General features: G+C 74.5%; 1 pseudogene. It reads left to right on the top strand.

The window, feature by feature from the left end:
* A pseudogene (locus FB586_RS19860) lies at positions 1-417 on the top strand (SGNH/GDSL hydrolase family protein); the annotation flags it as partial.
* Positions 418-584 lie beyond the last annotated feature (167 nt).

The following is a 584-nucleotide window of genomic DNA, read 5'->3' as shown; positions in this document are numbered from 1 at the left end:
GACCTGCTCAACTCCCGGCTGGCCGCCGCGGCGTCGGCGGCCGGCTTCTCGTTCGCCAACCCGACCAGCGCCTTCACCGGGCACGCCGTCTGCGACGACGCCGAGTGGATCAACGGCCTGTCCAACCCGATCAGCGAGAGCTACCACCCCAAGGCCGTCGGCCACGCCAGCGGCTACACCCCGGCCGTGAGCCCGCTGCTGACCGGCGGCGCCGTCGCGGTGACCGCGCAGGTCACTGCCGACGCCGCGGCGAGCGCCGACAGCCAGGCCGCCCTCCAGCAGCAGTACGCCGCCGCCGACCGCAGCATCGAGCCGGAGGCGTTCGTGGCACCCGACCTCACCACGCCCGAGGCCCGCAGGGCGGCCCGCAAGGCCGGCGTCGACCTCGACCGCTTCCTCGCCCGCAGCGCGCGCTGAGTCGCGGGTCGTGTCGCGGGTCGTGTCGCAGGTCGGTCGACGGACCGTGACAACCTGACGCCCCGCGCGCACGTCGAGGGAGCATGAGTCCAGAGACCGACCTCCGTACCCGGCTCGACCACGAGCTCCACGACCTGCCCGCCGTCCCGGCGGAGGCCTACCTCCTC

Origin of the sequence: Cellulomonas telluris (assembly GCF_004886325.1) — a bacterium.
GTDB classification, from domain to species: domain Bacteria; phylum Actinomycetota; class Actinomycetes; order Actinomycetales; family Cellulomonadaceae; genus Cellulomonas; species Cellulomonas telluris.
The sequence above is the reverse complement of the archived record's forward strand: the minus strand, read 5'-3'. Positions and strand labels throughout refer to the sequence as shown.